A 24,381-nucleotide genomic window follows, 5' to 3' on the forward strand; every position below is an offset into this window, starting at 1 on the left:
TACCGGCTTTGTAAAGCTAGTACTTTATTAAGCTAATAAGCCATTTAGTGAATACTTTTAAAAACGTTAGTTCTCAGAGCTTCTAATTGTTGAATTGCTTCAGAAGCAGTAACTCTCCCTTCCAAAAACTCCACCATTATATCCATAGCAGGCAATGCAAATTGTTTAGGGCTATCACGATCAAAAAACTGTGACACTCCTTTGGCGTTATTTAGCAACTGAGTGCCGGCTTGAATAAAACGATCTTCACTGCCTTTACTGCTAGACAAGGGGTTAATTTTCCCCAGTTGCTGATTAAGCTCAACTAAGGCATCGCCCTTGGACAAGAAATCTAAAAACCAATAAGCGGCGATATTAGTTTTCGCTTGTGGGTGCGCCACAATAACGTCAATAGGCGCTTCTTCATATTGCTTCTGCCCTTCAAGCACCGACGGAAACGCCGCAAAGCCTAAATCATTGCGCACTCTATCGGGCACGGTCGCGAGAAAGAAGTTTCCCATTAACACTGCTGCGGCTTTTTCGCGATACATTGCTGGTAGCGCTTGTTTCCAGCCCATTTCATCACTGTTTGGCACAAAACAATCAGCATCGATAGCTTGTTGCCAGTAATTAAAGACCTGCACCACTCGTTTATCGGTGAACGCAATGTTCCCAGCCAGCAACTGTTGATGAAATGCCAAACCATTAATGCGCAAATTAAGGTAGTCAAACCAAGCAGCCACTGGCCATGCTTCTTTGCTACCAATGGTGACTAAGTGTTGTTGTTTGTTGGCAAAGCTTTGGCAACTCATCAGAAATTGCTGCCAGCTAGTAAAAGTATCGGGTTGGTAGCGAATCATCGACTGCCGATAATAAAAGCCCCATTGGTAGTAATTTATTGGCAGGGCGTAATAGTGTTGCTGATACTGGGAGGCATGTTTAGCAGCCGAACTGAAAGTCTTGTCCCAATTGGCTTGTTGCCACCACGATGAAATATCGAGAATTAGGTCATTTTTAGCCAATGCTCTAAGCCGCTCACCACCAAACCAAAAAAACAGATCACCTTCGCCATCATTGCTCTTCATGATGTCTTCAATGTTCTTTTTATAGTATTCGTTTTCGTAAACCTGTGTCCCCACCTCAACATGAGGGTAGGCAGTACTAAAACGTTCAATAAGCTGCTTGTAGGCTTGTCGCTGCTTACCGCTACTGGGCATTAGTACCAAGGTGAGCGAGTATTGTTTATCTCGTTCATGCTTTGCTTTAACTTGCCAAGAGCCAACGAGTAAACACAAGAGTAACAGGCACTTTAGCCACTTAGACGGATGTTTCAAGGCGTCAATACTCCTTAAACTTGCTAGTTAAAACAATCTAATCATTAAGCAAAAACCAGCGCGTTAGGCAGCACCAATTGTTAGCTTATTGTCATGGAAAATATTGATTTAACTATAGTTATAGCAGCTCTTTGGCACACAACAAGTTGCAAAAATAAACAACTGCAACTTTATCCCATGTTGAACTAGTTACAGTATTCTTTGATTTTTTCTTCAACTTGCTGCTGGCAAGTTAGCTTATAACGAGTATCGATTTCATTGATTAAGTTGCGGTATACATCAAAGCTTTCTTCGTAGCCTTTAAAGGCTAGATCTGCATTACTTTTATTGCCTTCACTAACGCAGGCCTCATGCACCGAATACCACTGTTCTGCGGCTTTCTCGGCATTATCTAATACTGTGTTAAGAGGCACTTGGTTAATTAAAGCGAGTTGGCTTCGCTTATCAGTAAACAATTTACATACCTTGTCGCGAGGCATGTCATAGTCCCAAGAACATATTGCCACATATTGTTTACTCAAAGTTTGAATGTCTTGGTGTATACGCTGGTTGCTGCCTGAAGCTTCGGCAAAACCTTCTTTAGAACACACACTGGCAAAAGCTAATGCCGGTAAACAGCTTACGGCAATAGCAACAAGTAAATTTCTCATTTTCATCCTTAAAGCAGAGCTCCATTTCACACTTATATTCATTAGCAAAAACTACGTAGCACTCCAATCAAAATACCTAGGAGCTATTTATTTTTCGCGGTTAAATTGCTGTAAAAAAAAGCTCGAAAAATAAACAGCCCCTAATACACCTTTCAAAGCATTCTATACCTTTGATTTGATGATGCTTTTCTTACAAGTGCAATAATTGCTTAAGATCGCATGTTCAATCGAGAAAAACATCAGTACAGCTCCAAAAAACCACTTTTTCTCAAAAATATGCGCTGTCTCTACCGTTTACCTCAACACTACGATAACAAACATAAAAACAAGCTAAACTAAAAACTAAACTCAGAGATGCTAGGTTTAACGGTAGTATTTCCCGACCTTTCATGAACACAACAAGCAGAGTATTGAACTAGGTTAAAAGCATTAGTTAAAAATTATCGACCTGCCTTTGTATATTTTACAATTCATTATCTGGTCAACCAATGTTACTTGTGGTACTACTTAGTCATACGAAAAAATCGTAATAATTATTCCTAAAAATCAGTAAATTAGTGAACCATTCTTATAACTGTGGCTAGCTTTGTAGTTCTGATTTGGCTTGGGAGCAGCAGGAATACTAACAGGGATCTGTATCATGAAACTCAAAGTTGTAACCCGCACACTACTTGGTTTTGCTGTGCTACTTGCGTTGTTGTTGATTGTTGCGCTAATTGGCCAACTTAATATGCGACAACTAGAAAGCCAACTGGATCAAACCGTCAGCCGCTTAGCGCCAATGGCAGAGCAAGTGAATCAACTATCGGGATTATTGCTTAACTCGGCGCGCAAAGTTGGCTTACACAGCAATAGCCAAAACCGCCAACAAGCAGAGCAACTAGAACAGGAAGTTACCAGCCTATTTAGCAGCTACAGCCAACGTATCGAGTCCCTCTCTCAGTTAGCCCAACCTTACCCGCAAATAGTGAGCGGTTTAAGTCAATTAGACCAAGACCTTAATAGCATTAAAACCACCAGCCAAACGCAGTTAACCTTGGCTAACCAAGCGCAACAAGCACAGCAGTTGTTAACCAATCAGCGCCAAAGCTTTAATCAAAAGTGGAAAAACTTTGCAGGTGATATGGAGTTTTTGATTGAAATCGTAGAAGAGAATGCCGAATGGGTAGTCACCGGCATGCAAGCCGACATAGCGGCGTTTTCTGGCTCTCTCGAGAAACTGTTTTATGCTCAAAATGCCCAGCAGTTTGACTCCCAATTTAGTGTGGTATCTAGTTATTACAAATCTCTTCAGCAAAAGCAGGAACAATTGCTCAAGCTAGATCCAGCCAGTGGTGAGGAGTTAACCAGCTATTTCGAGTTACTCAAACAAGCCTTTGCTAACAATGGCTTATTTAGCAATCTAAAAAATCAGCAATTAGTTCTGAGTCGTCAAAACGAACAACTAGTAACGCTAAACCAACAAACAGACCAAGCCCTAAACTTACTCGACAATATCTCTGAGCAACTAAGCCAAATCATTGCAGCCGCTCACCTACAAGCTCAACAAAGCTCAAGTTCTGCGCTATTGCAAACAGGGCTCGTGCTGCTTTTGTCAATTGCTATAACCCTCTTTGTAGCTTGGAACGTAAGCAGGCAAATTCGCTTACCGCTAGCAAATACCCTGGCTCAAATTAAACGCATGGTAGATGGCGACTTTAGAACAGTTGAAGGTGTAAATGCCCACGATGAATTTGGTCAAATAGCCACTCACTTACATGAGCTTAGTGCCCAAATGAACCAGGTAATTAGCCAAATGAGCAATAACGCAAAGCAACTTGCTGCCAGCGCCAAGAGCGGCTTAGCAACCAGTGAGCATTCACATAAAGTGATTCAAGAGCAACAAGATCAAAGCCAGCTCGTTGCTGTTGCGGTAAGCCAAATGGAAGTGGGTGTTAACGAAGTATCAGAGCAAGCCCAACAAAGCCGTGACGACATTGGCCAAGTGAACCAACTTACTGGGCAAAGCCACCAAGCCGCACAATCGACCTTAGCCACAACTAATCAACTACAAACCACAGTAGTAGATGCCAGCCAACAAGTGAGCGAGCTTAAACAACAAAGTGATGACATTAACCGTATCGTTGATGTTATCCAAGGCATCGCCGAGCAAACCAACTTATTAGCCTTAAACGCCGCCATCGAAGCTGCCCGCGCAGGCGAACAAGGCAGAGGTTTTGCGGTAGTTGCCGATGAGGTTAGAGGTTTAGCTACTCGCAGCCGCGAAGCCACGCAAGAAATTCTAACGATGATAGAGCAATTACAGAGCCGCGCTCAACACGCTATGGACATGATGGTACAAGGTGAAACCATGGTGGAAAGCTGTATCAACGAAGCCGAGCAAAGCTCTCAACAGCTAGAGCAAGTGGCCCAATTGCTCAGCGCTATCCAACAGCGTAGCGAGAACATTGCCAATAACGCCCAAGATAAACACACCGTAGCGGTACAGGTAGCAAACAACGTAGAGAAAATTGTCGAACTGAGCGAGCTGGCCAACCGAGATGCAAATCAAACCCAGCAAATTAGCGATGCACTGCAGCAGCAGTCTCAGCAACAGCTAAGCGAACTATCTCGCTTTAAGCTGGGATAAACTAATCAAGTTTAAAGCTCAAGGGAACCGCGCCTTTCATTAAGTGTTTTAGAGCGCGGCGAACAAGTTTAAGCTAGGTATTTTATACATACTGGCGTAACTTAACAGGACTAGCGGTAAAAGCTGCAGGTAAACACTATCGCTATTAAGTTATTTTTACCAAGCATCGCTATGTTCATTTAAACCAAATGATTAGCTTAAGGCTTATAGAGGTAGGTCTAAAGCTAACAAAAAACATTGGTATCAAGCCTTAGATGCACTATAAACACTCAGCACTAGCCCCGTTAAAAACGATGCTTTAAGCACATGAATAATTTCCTGGGGAGCCCTCAGACTCCGCCCCCATTTATTTAAAAATTGGCTTCAAAACAAACCCAGCAGGGGCCTCTCTAACCTCAATAATAGATGCACCACTGATACGACGGCATGAAACCATAAATCGTTCCTCCCCCCAAGTTTTTTCAAATCCACAAACCCTCTCCGGATTATCAAAAACATCTACAACATCACCATTGACAAATGAGTAAAAAAACCAATTTAAAATAGAAAAAACCAAAAAAAATGAAAACGAAAAAAATGAAAACGAGAACGAGCTAAACACTACATTTAAAAATGCATATATACCATTCTCTTTTTCATAAAAGCTACGAAAATAGACAAAATCAAATATAGAGCAATCTTTAAAAAAAACAAACAACAGAAAACACCCCCCTATTGAAAGATACGTAGGGATTATTGTGTATACAAGAGGAACAACCATATACAACGAAAAAATGTAAAAAAGGAACGAAATAAAGTTTAGAAAATAAAGTTTTCTTCTTATTTTCAGAGCCTGTCCTAAATTCTGTGTAACTGTCTAAACTTAAAGCCGTAATGGCTAAGGATAGGCACATGGATAAGAAAGCACTTGAAGCTTTTGCTATAGAAGCTGCAAAGGGAATCAAAACTCCCGATGATTTAACTGAATTCAGCCAGATGCTCAAAAAAATCACTGTTGAAGCGGCACTCAACGCTGAAATGGATGAGCATCTTGGTTATGAAAAACACAAACCTTCCAAGTCGAATAATACCCGCAATGGAAAGAGCACTAAGCGCGTAAAAACCGAAGACGGAGAGTTTGAGCTTGATACTCCTAGGGATCGCCTTGGCTCTTTTGACCCCAAGCTGGTCAAAAAACATCAAACACGATTTACCTCCATGGATGACAAGATCTTGTGGCTCTATGCGCAAGGTATGAGTACGCGTGACATCGTGAATGCTTTCGATGAGTGGTACGGGGCCGAGATATCACCCAGCCTAGTTTCGCGTGTCACAAATGCGGTGATGGAGGAAATTGTGGAGTGGCAATCTAGACCACTCGATGCCATTTATCCTATCGTCTATCTCGACTGCATCGTGGTCAAAATCCGCCAAGACAAACGCATTATCAATAAATCTATCTTCCTTGCTTTGGGCATTAACACCGACGGCCAGAAAGAGTTAATGGGCATGTGGATAGCCGAAAACGAGGGTGCTAAGTTTTGGCTGAGTGTTCTAACTGAACTCAATCAACGTGGTGTTGAAGATATACTTATCGCCTGTGTAGATGGCCTGAAGGGCTTCCCTGATGCGATCAATACCGTCTTCCCCCAAACACATATCCAGCTTTGCATAGTCCATATGGTGCGAAACTCATTGAAGTATGTATCCTGGAAAGACTACAAGGCGGTTACAGCCGACCTGAAGCGTGTGTATCGCTCAGCTACAGAAGATGAAGCTTTACTTGAGCTGGAGCGCTTTAGCGAAGTCTGGGATAGCCAGTATCCGCAAATCTCCAAATCTTGGCGCAATCACTGGCAGAACCTCAATACGCTCTTTAACTACCCTGAAGATATCCGTCGGGCCATTTACACCACCAATGCGATTGAGTCTCTCAACAGCGTAATACGCAAGGCACTAAAGAAGCGGAAACTCTTCCCAAACGATGAGGCCGCAACCAAGATGGTGTACTTAGCAATCAAAGACGCCAGCAAGAAATGGACAATGCCCATTCAAAACTGGCGCCAAGCTATGAGTCGGTTTATTATCGAGTTCGAGGAACGTCTAGAAAAACACATTAACTAGATGGCAGATACACAGAATCTGTTACAGCCTCTATTTTCACAAACGTTCTTGTTTTTGAAAAACCAAAATTATTCATATCTATCTTCCCCAGCTCTAACTAACCCACTAGTCACCACTCCAACACCTTCAATAACCCGGCCTCCAGCTTTAACCTTACTACCTAAGAAAGAAGCTGAGGCATTTAAAATGACTCTGACCCTATTTATTATTTATTCCTTTACTATTTTTCGGCACTTTAAGAAACTGGAATAATTAACATAGCCACACAAAGCAGATAAACAATTATATAAAAAACAAATGCTATTTCCCTCGATTCCTTATTTTCATCAGTCGCTTCTAAAGATCTTCCAAACGAAATCATCAAAGCGCGATTGTTCAAATAATCGGATATATGTTTTATGATCACTCCAGAGAATGCCAGTATAAAGACATCTGCCCCAACACCAGGGCGGGATCGCACTTTGTTAACTAATATGATCTAATTGTGCCAAACCCTCAGCAGCACAGTCATTTTGAACCTTATTGAACACTTATCTGTTGTAGAAGATACTCGATCGGACATCAACCAGAAACACAACCTTATTGATGTTATGTTCCTTGTGATCAGCGCTATCGCATCGGGATGCGAAGGTTGGCAAGACATTGAATTTTTTGGAGAAGAAAAACTCGACTGGTTAAGAAAATATCGACCATTCGAGCATGGCATCCCTCGAAGACACACGATAGCTCGCATCTTGCGTTCCGTTGTTGCGGAATCTTTGCTTGAAGCTTTGGCTCTTTGGATTAACGAACAACGAACTACTCAGAACAAACCCATTATCGCTTTTGACGGAAAGGTTCTACGGGGCTCCTATCGTAACGACAGGAAAACAGCATTGCAGTTGGTCACGGCTTACGACACCGAGCGTGGCCTCGTTCTAAGCCAAAAGCCGACTGAGACTAAAAATGGTGAAATAAGCATTGTTCGTCAAATGCTTGATGTCATTAATGTAAAGGGTAGTGTTGTCACGGTTGATGCACTGCATTGCCAGCGTGAAACACTAGAAAAAATCAAAGAAAAACAAGCGCATGTTGTTGTCCAGGTTAAGAATAATCAGCCCAAGCTTAGAGCGGCTGTTGTGGAGCAGTTCCAAGCGATTTTTGATGCAGGTAAAGAGAAAATAGTCACCGAGGTCAAAGAGAAAAAACATGGTCGCAGCGAAGAGCGATACGTATTTCAGATAAAGGCCAAATTGCCCGACGAATTGGCGAAGAAATGGCCGACGATAAGAAGCATCATAGCAGTGGAACGCCATCGTGTGATCAATGGTAAAGGTACTGTAGATACCTCTTACTACATTAGTTCTTTGTCGCCAAACCACAAACTACTGGGCCATTATATTCGCCAGCATTGGCGGATTGAGAACAGCCAACATTATGTTTTAGATGTTGTTTTTAAAGAAGATAGCTCTCGTATTACTTTAGATGGTGCCGTTGAAAACATTGCGTTATCTAGACGTTTTGTGATGAATATGCTCAAGCAATGCGAATGTGGTGCGCCGAGCCAAAAAGTGAAGCTGAAGAAAGCGGGTTGGAACGATGATTATAGGGCAAGAGTCTTCTTTGGGTTATAAATCCATCAAAGTATGCTCCCGCCCTGGGGTGCCTGTGCCAACGTATCCACCGACTGCACCTGCAATTGCACCTGCAGCAGCCCCCTGAACAAGTGAAGAACTAGCCCACGCTGCAGCCCATTTAGATGCGGCACCATAGGTAATATAACTAACTACCGCGGCGGCTATAACTCGCCCATATTTCTTAAAAAACTTCCCAATTTTCTTAAAGAAATACCCACTGGGGTCCGTATAGCTCATCGGATTATTCAATACATAACTATAACGATTATAGTTTTGTGCATTATTTGGCGCTTGAATGTGTGGATCGGCCTGGAGGAAACGACCGACTTCAGCATCATAGATCCTGCCATTCATATGAATAAGTCCAACGCCTGCGAGCATTTCGTGGCCAGTATAACCGCGGTTGGTATACGCGTGACTAATATCATTTACACGACCATAACGAGCCAAGATACTGTTTTCCCCAAGGATCATAGGCAAACTGTTGTTTTACCTTTCCGTCAAGGTCTGTAACAGCTAAGCGAACTATCTCGGTTTAAGCTGGGATAAACTAATGACTTTTACATAAACCGAGTAGAACAGCGCCAAAAACAAACATACTCCAGCTGGTATCAATAAAGAGTAAAACGCCAAGTTAGCAAAGCCAAATGCTCCTAAAGTGCCACCGAGTATAAAACCGAGTACAATGAGTGAGAACAACAGTGCGCGCCGTTTATCAAACGGATCACCGCGAAGAACAGCCCCCAACATAATCCCTAAATCAGTAAATATACCGGTAACGTGAGTAGTGCGGACAACCGCACCACTGTATGTAGTTGCCAAGGCATTTTGTAAACCACAAGCAGCGGATGCTAAGTAGATCCCATAAGAGAAATCACCGATTAGTAGATAGCTAGCTCCGAAAAGAAACGTTGCCTCTAAGCAAAGTAAAGCGCTGTAATTACGCCCCAACTTTAACGCTTCACCCCGTAAGAAGTAGCCAGAAATTGCAGCTCCCATAACAAAGCTAAACAACACGCCAAACAAATATAACAAGTCGTTAAAGCCAGCACTCATTGCTCTCGTGCCCAGCAAAGTGGCCGTTCCAGATAAATGAGAAACCGACTGGTGCTTAAATCCCAATAGGCCCACCGCATTAATAAAGCCCGCGTTCAACGCAAGCAAAAACGTTCCATACTCAACCCAGCGAGGTAACTTAGAGATCACAGCAATTCCTTGAACTTATAGGCGTTTTTAATCCTTGCGAACAAAAGTTTACCAAATAACCAAGCGTTACCGAAGTAAGTAATAAGCGCCAGAGTAGTGACAACATAAGCAACACAACCAAAACACCTCTGGTAACTAAGAGCTTGGCAAAAACAACTCTCCTAGAATCGATGAAAGTTAAAGAAACCCCTTCGCAAAATGAGCCTTAAACGATAATTCAAAGAGCCGAACAATCCAGTAGCAAACATTTATGGCTTTGATTATTTGGACTAAAATCCAATCTTGCTCAAGCTTTCTCGCATCGTTTCACCTGATTTTTGCAGAGCAGCTAACTCATCACTTTCAAGTGGTAACTCAATCAACTTCTCAACCCCTTTTAAGCCAATACACGCCGGTAAACTAAGGGCTACATTGCTAAGTTGGTATTCGCCACTTAAACGCACCGATACTGGCAATACGGTTTTGCTGTCATCCAATATCGCTTCGACCAAACGTGCAATCACTACTCCTATTGCTAAGTTGGTGTAACCTTTCCCTTCAATAATTTTGTAAGCCGCTTGCTTAACACTCTCGGCTAGCTCCTCTAAACGGCTTGCAGAATAGCTTACGCCAAATACCGTTTCTCCTTGAATAGCTAAGCCCCCAATGCTCACCGTTGACCATGCTGCCAACTCCGAATCGCCATGCTCACCTAAAATGTAACCGTGCACCGATTGCGGATCTACTTGATAGATTTCGCCCAACAACGTTTTTAAACGTGAAGTATCTAGCATAGTGCCGGTGCCAATAATCCGATGTTTAGGGCGCTGACTCAGCTCCTGCAACATAAACGTTAATACATCTACCGGATTACTGGCCACCACCACTATGGCGCTAGGAGCATAGCGGTCAAGTTGTTCGGCAATAGATTTAAATACTTTGGCATTGTTTTCTAACAACTCTAAGCGGCTCTCGCCCGATTTTTGTCCCACTCCAGCGGTAACAACAATAACTTGGCAACGAGCCAAGTCGGAGAACTCACCCGCACTCACTTGCATTCTGCCGGTTAAACCTTGCCCATGCATTAAGTCTAAGGCTTCCCCTTCGGCCCTAGCCTTATTCATATCCACCAATACCAGCTCTTCACAAGCTTCACGTAAATACAGAGCGTAAGCTCCTGCTACACCAACATTGCCTACACCTACAATGCCCACACTGCGTGTTCGATGTTCCATTAGTCATCCTTTACTTTTTTTGGCGACCGCTAGCCGCATAATATGAAATGCATTAATAATGAATTAGTGATAGTGCTAAGTGTTACTTTTAGCAAGCCTTTAAACCAATCACTTGCGTGATAAAAGGTAACTGGGTAAGGTCGGCCTACGCCATGTTTGAGAGTTAGTTATGTCCACTATTTTGTATTCTTTTCGCCGCTGCCCCTACGCCATGCGAGCGCGGTTAGCTATTGCAGTTAGCCAAACACCAGTAAAACTACGCGAAATAGTCCTCAAACATAAGCCGCCAGAAATGCTGGAAATATCCCCCAAAGGCACCGTTCCTGTTTTGCAATTAGCCAATGGTCAAGTCATCGAAGAAAGCTTTGAGATAATGCTTTGGGCACTTAAACAAAACGATCCTAAGGCTTGGCTCTCCCCTAATTACCAGAAGATGCTGGATTGGGTGCAGCGCAATGATGAGCAATTTAAGCCTTTATTAGATAAGTATAAATACGCGGTGCGTTTTCCGGAGCAAAGCCCAGAAGACTACCGCCAACAAGGTGAGGCATTTTTGCAAGCGCTTGAACAACAGCTTAGCCGCAATCATTATCTAATGGGCGAACAGCAGAGCTTAGCAGATATGGCATTGCTGCCTTTTATTCGTCAGTTTGCTTCGGTCGATCTAAGGTGGTTTGAGCAAGCCCCCTATCCGCATTTGCAAGCGTGGTTAAAGCAGTTTATTGACTCTGCATTGTTTCGCTCAATTATGCAAAAACATCCCACATGGTTAGAGAGCGCCAGTGAAATCGATTTTCCTTAACCACAACTAAAAGTTCAGTAATTACCCCGTGATAGGGCGCCTATACTGGAGGTAAACCTAGTTGCAGTAAACTCAGCAGTTAGTTTTTAGCAAGTGCATTTCAGCAAGCCAACTGGAGAACACACCATGTCGAATATCGTATATATCGCCCTAAGCCTTGATGGCTATATTGCCGACAAAGAAGGGGATATAGCTTGGCTAGAAAGTGTTGCTAACCCCAATGGCGGAGACTTAGGCTTCGGCGAGTTTATGGCGGGTATCGACGCTTTAGTTATGGGGCGAAATACCTTTGAAAAGGTAGTGAGCTTTGGCATTGATTGGCCCTACAACAAACCGGTAATGCTGCTGAGTAACAGCCTAAAGCAATTGCCAGAAGGCTTTACTGGCGATGTACGCATTGTAAATGGCGAGCTTAAGCAGCTGGTAACATCGCTCAACCAACAGGGCTACCATAATTTATACATTGATGGCGGCATTACCATTCAACAGTTTTTGGCAAAAGAGCTGATTGATGAACTTATTCTTACTCGTTTCCCCATTTTGTTAGGCGGCGGAGCGCCGTTATTCGGGGAGCTACTGCACAGCCAAAGCTTTAAGCACAAGCAAACCAAGGTGTTGCTAAATGAGCTAGTACAAAGCCACTATGTGCGCGCTTAAGGCACCAGAAGGCATAAAACTATCAGTAAGCTGTAAAAAGACCGCAATAGCTGCTTTAATTAGAACAACACAGATGATTAAAAAACAAACAGATATGGAGTAAATGTGCGCAGCTATTTTTATTGCCTTGTTTATGTTTGCAAAACCATCATTGTGTTTGCATTGTTAGCCCAGCCTACAAAAGCTGCCGAGCTGGTTACCCTTTCTAGTGGAGAGTGGCCCCCGTTTACGTCTAAGTCTTTAGCACATCAAGGTTTCTACTCTGAAATAGTTCGTCAAGCTTTTGCCCTAGAAGATTATGAAGTGCAATATCAATTCTTACCTTGGGCTAGAGCCTATATGTATGTTGAACAGGGCAAGGTAGATGGCTCTTTAACATGGGCAAAAACCACCAGTAAAGAAAAAGCAGTGCTATTTAGTGAGCCAGTCTTTTGGCACAACAAAGTGTTTTTTCACTTAAGCCAGCAGCCCTTTAATTGGCACAATATAGACAGTTTAAAGCAGCTAACAATAGGCGCAACAGAGCAATATACTTACGGCTATGCCTTTGACCTAGCAGCTGAAAAAAGTGAACTAAAAGTAGAGTATGTTTCTTCTGATTTACTAAATCTTAAGAAACTCCTTGCCGGTAGAATTGACGTATTTCCTTCCGATATTCATGTTGGCTACCAACTAATCGAGCAGCACTTTCCCGCAGAAAAAGCCGCTTTATTCACCCACCACCCTCAATCGGTGCAACAAACTTATACTCATGTAATTTTTTCAAAAAACAACCAACAACGTAGTAAACAATTGTTGGCTGCCTTTAATCGTGGACTACAAAAACTTAAGCAATCTGGTGCCTATCAACAAATTATTGATGATGCTGCCTTACTTGAGCACGACTAACACGCCAAACAGAGCAGCCTAGTTTCAATATCAGGCTTATGCCATTAGCATCCGCCACCACATGCCCGGTAAGGTGGTAAATCCCGCGGTATAGTGTTTTAGCTCGCCATTTTTAACCACCATCAAGGTTGGTGTTACCGAAATGCCCCACTGCCCGCCCAAGTTGGCCTGCGGATCGTTAATCACTGGGAATTGGTACTCATGATGTGTTAAATAAGCCTGTACCTTGGTTTGCTCGCCAGAACGTAATGCAACTGTCACTACATTGAAGTGCTTAGCCATGGTGTTTACCGCTGGGCTCACAAAATTACATACGCCACACCAAGATCCCCAAAAGTAAATCAATACTGGTTCATCTTTGCTTAGCTCCTTTAGATCTATTGCCTCACCACCTAGAGTAACTGCGCTTAAGTTGGGCAACTCACCTTCTGGTAAATCTTGTGAGCGCCAGAAATCCACACCTATACCTACCACAGTGACAAAAAGCACCATAGTGATGAGTTGCTTAAAAACAAACCATAACTTACTTAACATGAGCGTTCCTCCGCAAAAAAGGCAGGCTTGTTTACACTCAACAGCAAGCTAGATAGCGCTGGTTTTGCGACGATAAAAATTACAGAGTTCATAAATTCAATCCTGAAAAAGAGATGCATCACCGGCAGCTTGAGCAAGTGCTTGCTCAATCACCTGATGGCTTAAAATAACGGGGAGAGCGATACCATTTGGCGCGGCAGGGCCATAGACAATATTAAACGGCACGCCAAAACGTTGGTAACGTTGTAAGAAGGCACTTACCTCACTAGAGGGCTTAGTCCAATCACCTTTAACTAAATGCACGGTATCTAGCTTTAGCCGACTGTAAGTAGGATCTTGAAGCAGCACCCCCACTTTATTTGCCTTACAGGTAATGCACCAATCAGCAGTCACATCAACCAACACCACTTTACCTTGCGCCACTTGCTCAGCAATATTACTTTGTTGAAGAGGCTGCCAAACTAAGTCGCTAGGCAATACTTTTGCCCAGCGCTCACTCGTCATAGCACCCACTAATGCAACGCCGCCACCAATCAACATCAAGGCACTAAAACTTATCAGCAATGCTTTAGCGCCGTATTGTTTAAGCAGTACCCAAACAAAGGTCAGCACTACCACGGCAGTTACAAGTAACAACCCAACACCAGATAAAAAATTGGCCAGTAAACTTAACAGCCATAAGCAAGTTGCCAGCAACATCAACGCAAAAACCAGCTTTACTTGCTTCATCCATTTACCGGGTTTGGGTAAAGCTTTTGCTAAGCTTGGAAATGCCGCTACTAACAGCCAAGGCAACGCCATGCCAAGCGCTAATGCGCTAAAGATGATGATTAGGGATAAGGGGGCAGCTCCCAGAGCAAACGCCACCGCGGTTCCCAAAAAAGGCGCACTACAGGGCGTCGCTAATAGAGTGGCGAACATCCCCTGTAAAAAGTGCCCACCATAGCTATTTTCGCCGCTGGTTGCTAACCGCGTTTGCCAAGAAGCTGGCAGGCTTATTTCAAACGCTCCCAACATATTTAGCGCAAACAACGCAGTTATCAGCACCATAAAGCCGATAAACCAAGGTTGCTGAAATTGAATCCCCCACCCTACAGCCTGACCACTAACTTTAAGCAACATAACAAAGCCAGCCAACAACCAAAATGACACAACAATGCCAGCAGCTGAGGCTAAAAATTGGCGGCGAATTCGCCCTTGGTCGACACTAGCTGCAGTAATCACCGAGCTAAGCTTCATGCCTAATACCGGCAGTACACAAGGCATGACATTGAGGATTAAACCACCCAACAGTGCAAACACTAATAACTTAGGCCAAGCGATTGCTTCTACACTGACTTGCCCAGCAACAACCTTACTTTGGTACTCAACAGCCTGCTGCTTATCAAATATGGTTAAGTGTAATACTTTGTCGGTGAGCATCGGTGGCGCTAACCAGTTTTCAGCGCTAAAAACCGCGCTTACTTGCTTAGGCTGTTGGCTCAAATTAAGCAGTGTAAATGTGGTTTCAGGGTCACCATCTACTACTAGTTGCGGCAACTGCCATTGATATTCACCACGCAACGTTACCTGCAATTGCTGCTTGTTTTCATCCCATACAAAGTCACCAGTGCCTGCTTCAGCGAGGGGCGGTACCGCCATGTTTGCTTTGTTGTATAAATACATCGCTTCACTGTCTGGGCGCAGCGTTGTTAAGTCCACATCAACGGTAAAAGGGTAATCAGTGAGAACACAAACATTGGTGCAAGTAGATAGGGTTAATACCCCGCTTATAGGGCCTGCCTGAGCGCTGGAACCAACTCTTAACAACAGTGGAAAATCGACCGCTTGTTGGTAGCCAAAGGTTTGCAAACCCAACAATGAAAAGCGCTCGGGCCGCGGCCACAACCACTCAAGTGATTGCACGCTGCTTGCCTCATCCCAACGAATACTGGGCGCAACGCCGCCTTCTCCTGGCGAGCGCCAGTAGGTTTTCCAATCGCCTTCTAACTTCACTTGCAACACTGCAGGCAAGAGCTTGGTTTGCTGATTGAACTCACCAGTAAGCATAAGCCGAACTTGCGCAGGTGGATGTTGTTTATGAGTTAACCAACCCGTGCTTTGGCTAAACGCCAAGCTCGGCGTTAAGCTCAATAACAACAGCCAAGGTAATAAATTTTTCAATATCATCTCCAATTAGTAAAAATTAACGCAAAAGGTTGCCGTTAGTTTTTATTCTCGAAAATGACACACCGAGCGATACATTCGCCGAGGAGGCGGAATAGTAGGTTTAAGAAAGGTTTGAAAAGCGCTTAAGTGAGGCAGGATTACCAGCGCTAAAGCTGCAAATAGCACTACTACAAACACTTGCTCTAAGGTTTGAATGTACTGCTTAAGTAGATGTTCGGTAAAGTGACAGCTTTGCTCATTTAATGCCTGGCTGGAAAAGCTTTGTTCATCCGCTAAATGCGCACTGGGGCAAGTGACACTCAAGCCAAGATTTTTGGCTAAACAGGTAGCCAATAGCACTGCCAGCAGCAGTAAAGTAATTTTAGCTTTAAAAGTAGTGCGCTTAAAAAACATGGCTTGGGATTAACAAAGTCATGTTCTTCTTTTACTGATACTCGCTATAAATTACAAGTAATACCAGCAAAATTGGTCAACAAAATGTCAGTGGGATAACGCTTAAAATAAAACATCATCCCTGAAGAACTAACTGCTATAAAAGAATGTAATGTAGCAACATTATTTTAAGCTATGCTATTGCCACGCAATTAGCTTGTGAAGATTTCAGTGAGATTAAGCAAACATGCCTAGGGTCTGTTGATCTTTGCTGATGGTTTTTTGCAGCAATTTATTAGCCATTTAGGCAAGGCAGTGAGTGTGCCGTTAAGTGGGCTTAATAATCACTCGCTAACGCTGAATAAATGGCTAAGAAATGCAGCCCGAAGGGTTCGGATAAGCGAACGTTACTCTTTGTTAAGCACTTCTTGTTTAGCCCACTAGGCTTCTAAGTGCTCGCCGCGATTAAAGCCCGCTTATCTCGAACAAAATTGCAACACCAAAGATCAACAGACCCTAATAATCATCGGCACAAATCCAAAAGAACTTTCACCGATGAGTTACCAAGTTGCTATGCCGCAGTATGCTCTAACTCACTACTATACCACCTAGCTAAATTGTGCCACCTGTTGCTGCAGCTCTTGCGACAGAGTTTGCAACTGGGTAGCGCTACTGGCTGTTTGCGCCGCAGTATTTCGGCTATCACTGGTAAGGTTGCTAATCTGCGAGGCATTGGCAGCAATTTCTTGCGACACCTGTGCTTGTTGCTCGGTAGTAGCAGCAATGGTTTCCGACTGGCTAGCAATACTGGTAACTTGCTCGGTAATGCCATTTAAGGCTTCACCAGTTTGCGCTGCATGCTCGGTAAAAAACTCACCGCGCTTTTGGCTTTCGCTCATCATGCTCACCGCATTGCTAGTGCTTGATTGCAACTTGGCGATAATGGTTTCCACTTCTTTAACCGATTCTTGTGTTCGTTGGGCAAGCGTTCTAACTTCATCTGCAACTACTGCAAATCCGCGCCCTTGCTCACCGGCTCGCGCCGCTTCAATAGCTGCATTAAGCGCTAATAAGTTGGTTTGATCGGCAATATCGTTGATCATCTTGGTAACGTCTTGAATGTTGTTACTTTCTTTACCCACTAACTCAATGGCCTCGGCCGAGGATTTTAGTTGGTCATTAAGTAAGTCGATCTCTGCCACCATTCGTGCGACCAGTTTTGCCCCTTGCTGAGTATTACCATCAGCAGCGCGCACACTGCTAGCAATGTCTTCAACCTGTTCAGCTACCGACGCCGCAGAGGATGACATTTCTTCAATAGCCGCTGCTACTTGGTCAACCTGCGCTTGCTGATTTTCCAACTGGCCTAGGCTATGCTCAGCATCTTGATAAACACCGCTTGAGCGCTCTTGCAAAGCACTACTGGTATCTCTAATACTTCCGACTAACTCATTAAGTTTGCTGGCCATTTCTTTGGCGCCAGCACTAAGTTGCTCCACTTCGTTACGAGACTCCGCTCGGCCATCTTGGAAAGTAACGCTAATTTCACCATTACCCATGCGCTGCATGTTTTCGCTTAATACTTCTAAGGGTTTAGTCATTTGTTTTAATAACAAGGCCAAACCCAGTAATACAACTACCGCTACCGAAATCGACACTAAAGCAATAAGCACCAGTAAATCGCGGCTAGCTTTGGTAATTTCACTAACAAAGGTGCCACCCAGTATTTTCCAATTCCAACCTGGTACTTCGGCAAACACTAAGTATTTTTCACCTACCACGCCATTGTATTGGTAAGGATAAAACAGACGACCAGAAGGCTGCTTAAAGATTTCTTTAAATGGCTGGTTACCATCGTAATCACGACGATCAATAATCGACTCGCCTGGTTTAATTTCTGGGTGTAATAAGTAATTACCGAGTAAATGGCTAGCATCGTTGTTTACCACAATGGTGTAACCGGTATCACCCCATTTTATTTGCGAAAGGTTATCAAAGATTTCTTCTGTAGCTTGATTGATTGGTACCCCAATAAAACTTAAGGCGGCTACTTTGCCCTGCTGGTTTTTTATCGGCTTATAGTAAGTGAGATAATCTTTTCCAAATAAGGTAACTTTTGCATGAAAGGCTTGACCACTTACCAAAGTGCTATAGCCAGGGTGATTTAAACCTAACTTGGTGCCAACAGCGCGCTGAGCTTGGCTATTTTTTAATGAGGTGCTAACCCGCACAAAATCGTCACCAGAGGCACTAAACAAAGTAGCAACCGCGCCTGTATCGGCGGTAAAACGGTCTACATAGCGGTTATTACCAATAAGTGAAGCTCCGCGAATATGAACATCTTTAACGCTAAACTGCTCAAATTGAACAGTGCGTTCAGCCACTTCTACGCCACTTAAATAGCCATTTCGAAAGGTAGCTTCTAAATCCTGGGCTCGCTCTAAATAAGACGCAAATTGCCCTTCAACCATAGAAGCAACCGCTTTTACTTTTGACTCATGATCAGCCATCGCTTGTTCAAACAGCGCTTTAGAGGCTTTGTTGTATACCAGCGCCGCCATTAAACCCAAACCTAACAAAATGATCAGGCCAATAACTAACTGCAACTGCAATGAGATACTGCGACTTTTAAACCCACTAATCATGCCAAACTCCCTTTCATAAAATTGACTAAAAAGTCAACAATTCACTTGCTAAAGCTAATTTAAGCAAAACAACTGGTCAAGTAAATATCACAAACGCATCACAGGAGCTTTCCTTGTTTTATATCAACAAGCGCTCTACACGGGCATTTTTTGTCAATAAGTGCAATGTTTTATCAGCGAGAAGGCTCACAAAAACGATTATATGACAATTGCATAAGATAACGTTTTACTAACATATTTAGGGGGGTAATAACCAAAGCAGCTGGATGCTGCTTTGGCTAAATAAGATAAAAGAATTAGTTGGCTGCGGCCTTGCTTATTGCGGCTAGTGCACCAGAAACTTTGCCAAACACAGGATCGCAACCAGCTACTTGGTGACGCTTAGCGAGATACTCAGGATCGTTATAAGAAATCCATACTTTACCGGCTTCATCTTGCCAAATAAGTGCTTTTTGCGGCAAATCTAAGGCAATCAGCTGTTGGCACTTCATTAAAGGAGAACCAACCTTAGGGTTACCAAATATAATCAATTGAGTATCTCTAAGCTCAATACCCACTTTCTCTGCGCCATCAGAATGCTTAACTTGGTTAAACACTGTCATGCCTTTCTGTTCAAGTATTGCTAGCATACGTTCTGCTGTTTGGCTTACATCGTGTTGGCTCGCCACACTAATCACACCATCGCTGGTAGCACTTACCACACCCGACATCATCAACATGGTAGCGCTAACAAGCCCTCGTTTTATCGCTCTAACACTCAGCATAAAAACTCCTATTTTCAGCAGAATAAGTAACTTACTATCTAACTAAGTTATCGCTTTCTAGCCAAGTCTAGTTCAATTATTAGCTTTATCACACTTACTCTGTTGGTTGCTGCTAACTCAGGCTTTGTAGGCAAGATAAGATATTAGGTTGCTAGCTTAACGGCCCATCTCGTTTAGGTTCCCCACCATAAGCTTTGCTAGCTTCTCAAATTCCTCAATTTGCTGATCGCTCAGGTTTTGACACATTTGGCTTTGCACTTTGCTTTGGGTCTCTTTAATTAAGCTTGCCAGCGCTTGCCCCTCATCGGTGAGAGACAAGAGCTGGCTGCGTTTATCTTCTGGGTTGGCGGTTTTTCTCAGCCAATCTTTTTCAATCATTTCTTTTAGCAAACGGGCGATTTGCGCTTTATCGCGAGAAAAGTGATTAACAATGTCGTTAGCCGTGCAATGGTGGCTTGCGGCAATAAAACTTAAACAACTCACATGCATGGCATTTAAGCCTAGCTGTTGGGCTTTTAAGCCAGAGCGCATAGCGATTCGATATGCTTGAACCAGAGCAAAAACCGAATCAGAAATTGATTGCTGTTTCATAAGACCTCAAATATTAGTTGACTAAGTCTACCTTTAAAAATATAGTTGATTTTATCAACCTATTAAACAATGTACAAGCCATTAGGAGTAACGATGAAGCCAAAAATGTATCCCGTTCAGGTATCACAGCTTATCCCACTCTCTCCTCACCTACTGCGGATTGTAGTGAAAGGCAGCAGTCTTAAACGCTTTCCTGAATCTAAGGAAGGGGCGCACGTGAAGGTGATATTGCCAAACAGCGATGGTTCAAAACCTAAAATGCGCTCCTACACCATTCGTTGGTTTAACTCGGCGAGCCAAGAGCTTGCTTTAGATTTTGTAATAAATCGGCACAGCGGGCCAGCGACTAACTGGGCGAGCCAAGCAAAGCTAGGTGAGCATTTAAGCATTGCTGGCCCTGGGCAACTAAAGCTGACCCAGTTTAATCATCACAGTTATTTGCTACTGGGGGATATTACCTCGGTTAACGCCATTAATGGTTATGTGCCAAGGCTTAACCCACAAGCCGACCTTAGAGTAATAATCGCCGTTCCCACTCGTGCCGACATTGTAGAGCTAGACTATTACACTGCGGAGAACACCCACTGGTATATTGAAGATGAAGCAAGTATTAGCTTTGCAGAGCAAGTGCAAACAATCGCCGCAGGTATGGCTAGCGATAGTCACATATTTATGGGCTTAGAAGCCTCGCAGATCCGCACTTTACGGCCAATGTTGCAGCAAGACTTAGGTTTTGATCGCCTAAACACCTTTGCAGTAGGTTATTGGAAACAAGGCGTAGATGCCGATCGCTTTGGCGCACAAAAAAAAGCGGCTCCCTTGTAGCCGCTTCCTTTTACTCTATTGAAGTTATTCACTGAGCCTATAAATCAATGACTAGCGCTTAAGGCAATTTACAGCTTTCTTCTAAGGTACTTGGCAAGCGGTAGATACGTGATGAATCAACGTCAAGCCCATCCCCCACTATCAGCCAGCCACTTTCAACAGTCACTAACTTCCATTGTATTTGTTGCCAGCTTAACCAGTGTGGTGGCTGCGTAAGTGCTTGCTTGGCATCTTCTGGCAAGGTTTGGGCGAGTTGTAATTCCAACTGCTCAAATGAGTAAGCGCTTAGCGCCTGCTCCACACACTGCAGAACAGCATCGCTTATGCTAATAGCAACAGCATCAGACATCTCATCACTGGGCAAAGATGAAAATGCAGCTAGTGGCTCTTCAATTGCAGCGTTCTGCTTAGCTGGTTGCACTGACTTTGCAGCAGCCTCTGCTTGTTTTTGTATCGCATCAGCCCGCGTAGTTGGTTGTTGCATGGCCTTCTGTTTGGCGATTTCTCTTCGCTCTCGCTCTGCTGCTTGAATGTCTAGTTCTCGCTGACGCAGCAGCCTTTCTTCTATTTGTTGTTTTTGCTGCTCAAGTTCTTCAGTGGCTAATTGGTTGCGCTCTATCGAAGGGCTCATTAGCTGCACATTACTTTGATAATTTATTTCACTGGGTGGCACACTAATTTCGCTGACCAACCACCAGCCTAGTACTCCCACACAAGCCAAAGACGCAGCGCTCGCCCACCAAGGTGCAGCCGCCCAAGAGTAAGATTTAGCCTTACGGGACTGTTTTGCCTGCTGCTTAGCCAGATTTTGAATACGTTTATCTAGCAGTTCCGAGGGTTCAAATTGGTTTAGCGCTTGCTGATAAGCTTGATCAATTTGCTGATCGCTGGGCGCGTTACTCTTAGGTGTGTCAACCATGATGTTTCTCCCAGCACTCTCGCAATTGTTGATAAGCAACCCGTATACGACTTTTTATGGCATCAAAAGATGCATCAAGTACTTGGCTCATTTCGGCCACAGCAAGGCCCGATTGCTTTAGCATAAATACATCTTGTTGCTTACTAGGCAGTAGCTCCACACAGCGTAATATCACTTGCTTATCAAGGCCTTGCTGATGCTCTTTCTCAGGGTTTGAAAGAGACTCCAACTCATCTACTTCTTGTTCGTCGTTATGGCTTTGCTTGCCTTGCGAGCGCCAGTAATCGGCAATTCGGCGGCGTGTAATGGTATAAAGATAGCCTCGAAAGTGCGCGATATTTTGCTCGTCATCATTAGGTACCTTGTATTGGCTAGCTTGACTAATTATCGATTCCCAAACTTCTTGAAATACTTCGTTACAGGCAGCCTCTGCCATTTTTTGCCGAATAAAACCAAACAAGGGTTTGCGATAGCGTTGATAAAGCTGGTCAAACGCGGCTACGTCACCACGCTGACCATAATCAAGCATCAGTTGTTCATCACTGACTAAGCTCTTCATTGTTCGCATCAATCCTTGCGGGTAGGGTTACCGGTAATGGTTGCACTGCATACTCTAACTCTGGCAATTGCTGCGGTTGTGGCGTAACCGGCGATTGCAAGGCTAAGGTATTGGTTAATCGCGCTAATTTAACAAACTCTGCGCGATAACCAAACTTATCTTGTCCTTTTGCAGCATTAGCCCAATCAATAATTTGCTGATAAGCAAGCTCATCCAACTGATCATTGGCACGTAGTTTTTGGCCAAAAGCTGCTACAGCAATCGCAAAGCGGTCGTCATTATGAGCTTGCTCAAAATCAACAAAATCTTGGCTAAACACCCGCTGCGCATACTTTTCGGAAGCTTGCGATTGCGCTTTTTTGTAACGTACTCGCACTTCGGCCAGCGCTTCATTCACCTGTGGCTTAGCCATTTTGTTTTGCTTCTGCTGCTGAAATACCAAAGGGTCAATTAAACCCGGTTTACCCACTGGGGTTATCTCGTAAATAGCCGTTACACTGTGCCCCGCGCCCATGTCGCCAGCATCTTTTTTGTCATTGTTAAAATCGGCGCGCTCAAGTTGGCGGTTCTCGTAACCCAGTAAACGGTATTCCGAGACCATACGAGGATTAAACTCAACTTGAAACTTCACATCATGCGCCACCGTATGCAAGCTGCTACCTAATTGATCCACCAGCAGTTTTTGCGCTTCGTGCAAGGTATCAATATAACCGGCTACACCATTGCCATTATCAGCCAATTGCTCCATTAAATGGTCATTATAATTGCCTGTTCCAAAGCCAATGGTAGAGAACTGCACACCTGCTTTGCGCTTTTGAGTAATGCGATGTTTAAGCTCATCAATGTCGGTGATGCCTACATTAAGATCACCGTCTGACATTAAGTACACATGGTTAATGCCGCCTTCAATAAAGCCTTGCTGCGCTTGATTGTAGGCCAACTCTATGCCAGCAGAACCATTAGTTGAACCACCCGCTTGCAAGCCGTTAATGGCCGCTACAATTTTGTGTTTATCTTTTACGCTAGTGGCAGGTAAAGCCACACCAGTGCCACTGGCATAAGTCACAATCGCCACATTATCGCTGGCTTTTAGGTTATTAAGCATCAATAACATTGATTGCTTTAACAGAGGCAGCTTTTCTTGCGATTGCATCGAGCCAGATACATCCACCAAAAACACTACATTAGCAGCTGGGCGAATGCTGGTATCGGCTTTGTATGCGCTCACTCCAATGCGAATTAGTTGATTGTTGCTGTTCCAAGGAGAAGCGGTAAGTAAGGTATTAATCGCAATCGGCTGCTCAATGCTCAAAGCTGCATCGTTGCCAGTCGCGTAATCGTAAGAAAAGTAGTTAATAAGCTCCTCCACACGCACCGCATCTTTTGGTGGAAGTTGGCCATTGTTGATAAAACGGCGCATGTTGGCGTAGCTGGCGCTGTCGACATCGGCACTAAAAGTAGAAACCGGTTGTTCTGCCACAGCCACTACCGATAAATCGGAAAACTTTTGGTAGTTTTCAGTGTTGCCCTGCTCGTAGTAATACGAAGAGTCGGCAAGCCCCTGCGCCGCCGCAAAGTTAGATGTTCTTGCCATTTGCATTTGGCTAACTGCGCGCTTTTCTCGCTGATGCTTGGCGATGGGGTGCACCGCCTTAATAGACTGGTCTTGCTGCGGCCGCTGGGCTGGCTTGGTTTGCTTAACAGACTCATTCTGCTGTTGTGGTTCTACTCGTTCAACATTTGCCTGCTCATCAGCACTATATTGGCCACAGGCAACTAATGAAGAAAGGGTTAAGCCCACAAGCACTGCACGAGCAATAGGTGAATATGAAACATGTAACTTTTGCATTTTGAATACCTTGTTAAAATCAATCTCACACAGGTAATCGCAGCAAATAAAAAAACGAGGCTAAATTAATTGAAAG

At 43.8% G+C, this 24,381-nt stretch carries 22 protein-coding genes; 7 read left to right on the top strand and 15 right to left on the bottom strand.

All coding sequences use genetic code 11. The annotated features are described in order from the left end of the window. Positions 1 to 44: 44 nt before the first annotated feature. Together K5L93_RS03905 and K5L93_RS03910 are read right to left on the bottom strand one after the other, a co-directional pair. Positions 45 to 1,313 carry an ABC transporter substrate-binding protein gene (locus K5L93_RS03905; protein ID WP_220718551.1) on the bottom strand — a complete coding sequence of 423 codons (1,269 nt, stop codon included), beginning with the start codon at positions 1,311 to 1,313 and terminating at the stop codon, positions 45 to 47. 185 nt (positions 1,314 to 1,498) lie between these two features. Further along, positions 1,499 to 1,963 (bottom strand): hypothetical protein, encoded by a 465-nt coding sequence (locus K5L93_RS03910; RefSeq protein WP_220718552.1) that lies wholly within the window; start codon positions 1,961 to 1,963, stop codon positions 1,499 to 1,501. A 640-nt stretch (positions 1,964 to 2,603) separates the two neighbouring features. Between K5L93_RS03910 and K5L93_RS03915 the strand changes: the two genes are divergently transcribed. After that, positions 2,604 to 4,592: a methyl-accepting chemotaxis protein gene (locus K5L93_RS03915; RefSeq protein ID WP_220718553.1), complete on the top strand. Its 1,989-nt coding sequence runs from the start codon at positions 2,604 to 2,606 to the stop codon at positions 4,590 to 4,592. 346 nt (positions 4,593 to 4,938) lie between these two features. Here the strand turns inward: K5L93_RS03915 and K5L93_RS03920 are convergent, their stop codons facing one another. Then, positions 4,939 to 5,289 carry a hypothetical protein gene (locus tag K5L93_RS03920; protein ID WP_220718554.1) on the bottom strand — a complete coding sequence of 117 codons (351 nt, stop codon included), beginning with the start codon at positions 5,287 to 5,289 and terminating at the stop codon, positions 4,939 to 4,941. Positions 5,290 to 5,483: 194 nt separating this feature from the next. On the opposite strand from K5L93_RS03920, the gene K5L93_RS03925 reads away from it, so the two are divergent. Further along, on the top strand, positions 5,484 to 6,695 hold the full coding sequence (locus K5L93_RS03925; protein WP_220718244.1) for an IS256 family transposase: 1,212 nt from the start codon (positions 5,484 to 5,486) through the stop codon (positions 6,693 to 6,695). Positions 6,696 to 7,207: 512 nt separating this feature from the next. Continuing rightward, entirely contained in the window at positions 7,208 to 8,308 is a 1,101-nt protein-coding gene (locus tag K5L93_RS03930) for an ISAs1 family transposase (protein ID WP_220721412.1), read from the top strand. Here K5L93_RS03930 and K5L93_RS03935 read toward each other — a convergent pair. The 3 genes from K5L93_RS03935 to K5L93_RS03945 all read right to left on the bottom strand — a co-directional run bounded on the left by K5L93_RS03935 (position 8,303) and on the right by K5L93_RS03945 (position 10,731). Further along, entirely contained in the window at positions 8,303 to 8,785 is a 483-nt protein-coding gene (locus K5L93_RS03935; RefSeq protein WP_220721441.1) for an RHS repeat-associated core domain-containing protein, read from the bottom strand. The genes K5L93_RS03930 and K5L93_RS03935 overlap by 6 nt on opposite strands. Before the next feature lie 51 nt (positions 8,786 to 8,836). Then, on the bottom strand, positions 8,837 to 9,517 hold the full coding sequence (locus K5L93_RS03940; protein ID WP_220718555.1) for a YoaK family protein: 681 nt from the start codon (positions 9,515 to 9,517) through the stop codon (positions 8,837 to 8,839). A 269-nt stretch (positions 9,518 to 9,786) separates the two neighbouring features. Continuing rightward, positions 9,787 to 10,731 carry an L-lactate dehydrogenase gene (locus tag K5L93_RS03945; RefSeq protein ID WP_220718556.1) on the bottom strand — a complete coding sequence of 315 codons (945 nt, stop codon included), beginning with the start codon at positions 10,729 to 10,731 and terminating at the stop codon, positions 9,787 to 9,789. Between the two features lie 169 nt (positions 10,732 to 10,900). Between K5L93_RS03945 and K5L93_RS03950 the strand changes: the two genes are divergently transcribed. From K5L93_RS03950 to K5L93_RS03960, 3 genes are all read left to right on the top strand, one after another. Then, a complete protein-coding gene (locus tag K5L93_RS03950) occupies positions 10,901 to 11,533 on the top strand; it encodes a glutathione S-transferase (RefSeq protein ID WP_220718557.1) in 633 nt (210 codons plus the stop codon). 126 nt (positions 11,534 to 11,659) lie between these two features. Further along, positions 11,660 to 12,190 carry a dihydrofolate reductase family protein gene (locus K5L93_RS03955; RefSeq protein WP_220718558.1) on the top strand — a complete coding sequence of 177 codons (531 nt, stop codon included), beginning with the start codon at positions 11,660 to 11,662 and terminating at the stop codon, positions 12,188 to 12,190. Between the two features lie 105 nt (positions 12,191 to 12,295). Beyond that, positions 12,296 to 13,078: a substrate-binding periplasmic protein gene (locus K5L93_RS03960; RefSeq protein ID WP_220718559.1), complete on the top strand. Its 783-nt coding sequence runs from the start codon at positions 12,296 to 12,298 to the stop codon at positions 13,076 to 13,078. A gap of 36 nt (positions 13,079 to 13,114) precedes the next feature. Here K5L93_RS03960 and K5L93_RS03965 read toward each other — a convergent pair whose 3' ends face one another. The 6 genes from K5L93_RS03965 to K5L93_RS03990 form a co-directional block, all read right to left on the bottom strand. Then, positions 13,115 to 13,612: a protein disulfide oxidoreductase gene (locus K5L93_RS03965; RefSeq protein WP_220718560.1), complete on the bottom strand. Its 498-nt coding sequence runs from the start codon at positions 13,610 to 13,612 to the stop codon at positions 13,115 to 13,117. 96 nt (positions 13,613 to 13,708) lie between these two features. Continuing rightward, positions 13,709 to 15,781, bottom strand: coding sequence for a protein-disulfide reductase DsbD family protein (locus tag K5L93_RS03970; RefSeq protein WP_220718561.1), 2,073 nt, complete (start codon positions 15,779 to 15,781; stop codon positions 13,709 to 13,711). 42 nt (positions 15,782 to 15,823) lie between these two features. Next, positions 15,824 to 16,174 (bottom strand): hypothetical protein, encoded by a 351-nt coding sequence (locus K5L93_RS03975; protein ID WP_220718562.1) that lies wholly within the window; start codon positions 16,172 to 16,174, stop codon positions 15,824 to 15,826. Between the two features lie 587 nt (positions 16,175 to 16,761). Continuing rightward, positions 16,762 to 18,798, bottom strand: a complete 2,037-nt coding sequence (locus K5L93_RS03980) for a methyl-accepting chemotaxis protein (protein ID WP_220718563.1) — start codon at positions 18,796 to 18,798, stop codon at positions 16,762 to 16,764. Positions 18,799 to 19,094: 296 nt separating this feature from the next. After that, the gene (locus K5L93_RS03985; RefSeq protein WP_246614977.1) at positions 19,095 to 19,562 is read right to left on the bottom strand and encodes a DUF302 domain-containing protein; all 468 of its coding nucleotides are present in this window, start codon (positions 19,560 to 19,562) and stop codon (positions 19,095 to 19,097) included. A gap of 156 nt (positions 19,563 to 19,718) precedes the next feature. Continuing rightward, positions 19,719 to 20,153 (bottom strand): MarR family winged helix-turn-helix transcriptional regulator, encoded by a 435-nt coding sequence (locus K5L93_RS03990; RefSeq protein WP_220718564.1) that lies wholly within the window; start codon positions 20,151 to 20,153, stop codon positions 19,719 to 19,721. 93 nt (positions 20,154 to 20,246) lie between these two features. On the opposite strand from K5L93_RS03990, the gene K5L93_RS03995 reads away from it, so the two are divergent. Continuing rightward, the gene (locus tag K5L93_RS03995; RefSeq protein ID WP_220718565.1) at positions 20,247 to 20,978 is read left to right on the top strand and encodes a siderophore-interacting protein; all 732 of its coding nucleotides are present in this window, start codon (positions 20,247 to 20,249) and stop codon (positions 20,976 to 20,978) included. A 58-nt stretch (positions 20,979 to 21,036) separates the two neighbouring features. On the opposite strand, the gene K5L93_RS04000 is transcribed toward K5L93_RS03995, so the two are convergent. Genes K5L93_RS04000 through K5L93_RS04010 form a run of 3 tightly spaced genes read right to left on the bottom strand, consistent with a single transcriptional unit; the run spans position 21,037 to position 24,305 of the window. Further along, the gene (locus K5L93_RS04000; protein WP_220718566.1) at positions 21,037 to 21,897 is read right to left on the bottom strand and encodes a flotillin family protein; all 861 of its coding nucleotides are present in this window, start codon (positions 21,895 to 21,897) and stop codon (positions 21,037 to 21,039) included. Continuing rightward, on the bottom strand, positions 21,890 to 22,456 hold the full coding sequence (locus tag K5L93_RS04005; protein WP_220718567.1) for a sigma-70 family RNA polymerase sigma factor: 567 nt from the start codon (positions 22,454 to 22,456) through the stop codon (positions 21,890 to 21,892). Before K5L93_RS04005 ends, K5L93_RS04000 begins: the two co-directional genes overlap by 8 nt. Next, positions 22,437 to 24,305: a vWA domain-containing protein gene (locus tag K5L93_RS04010; RefSeq protein ID WP_220718568.1), complete on the bottom strand. Its 1,869-nt coding sequence runs from the start codon at positions 24,303 to 24,305 to the stop codon at positions 22,437 to 22,439. The genes K5L93_RS04005 and K5L93_RS04010 overlap by 20 nt, the downstream gene beginning before the upstream one ends. Positions 24,306 to 24,381 lie beyond the last annotated feature (76 nt).

This window comes from Agarivorans litoreus, from assembly GCF_019649015.1.
Taxonomy (GTDB): Bacteria; Pseudomonadota; Gammaproteobacteria; order Enterobacterales; family Celerinatantimonadaceae; genus Agarivorans; species Agarivorans litoreus.